Genomic DNA, 478 nt, shown 5'->3' with positions numbered 1-478 from the left:
TAATTCCTCACGGTAATAATCGCCAAAGTATTAAATTAGGTTACAAAAAGGGTATGTTGGATAAAGATGAGTATTATCCAAGTCATACAGGTATAGATTTTTATCATAGATATAAAGAAGATATTGCTTTGATGGCAGAAATGGGATTGAAAGTTTTTAGAACGTCTATTTCGTGGAGTAGAATTTATCCAAATGGTGATGAAGAAATACCGAATAAGGAAGGTATAGCATATTACATCGATTTGTTTAAAACATGTAAAGCGCATAACATGGAATTACTTGTAACATTGGCTCATTTTGATATACCTATGGGAATTGTTGAAGAGTATAATGGATGGAAAAATAGAGAAACAATTGATTTATATGTAAAATTTGCAGAAACTTGCTTTGAACAATTTGGTGAATATGTAAATTATTGGATACCGTTCAATGAGATTAATGTTGTATTACACAGTCCTTTTTCAGGAGGGGGTTTATA

General features: G+C 30.8%; 1 protein-coding gene. It reads left to right on the top strand.

What is annotated here, in order from left to right; genetic code table 11:
- Positions 1 to 478 (top strand): family 1 glycosylhydrolase (locus ACF91D_RS31810; RefSeq protein ID WP_392438705.1); only part of this gene is annotated, 478 nt, incomplete at both ends.

The organism is Staphylococcus sp. 231237_7MaSpsaltlick (genome assembly GCF_043107035.1).
Note: the sequence above shows the minus strand (reverse complement) of the source record. Positions and strands in the feature narration are given on the sequence as shown.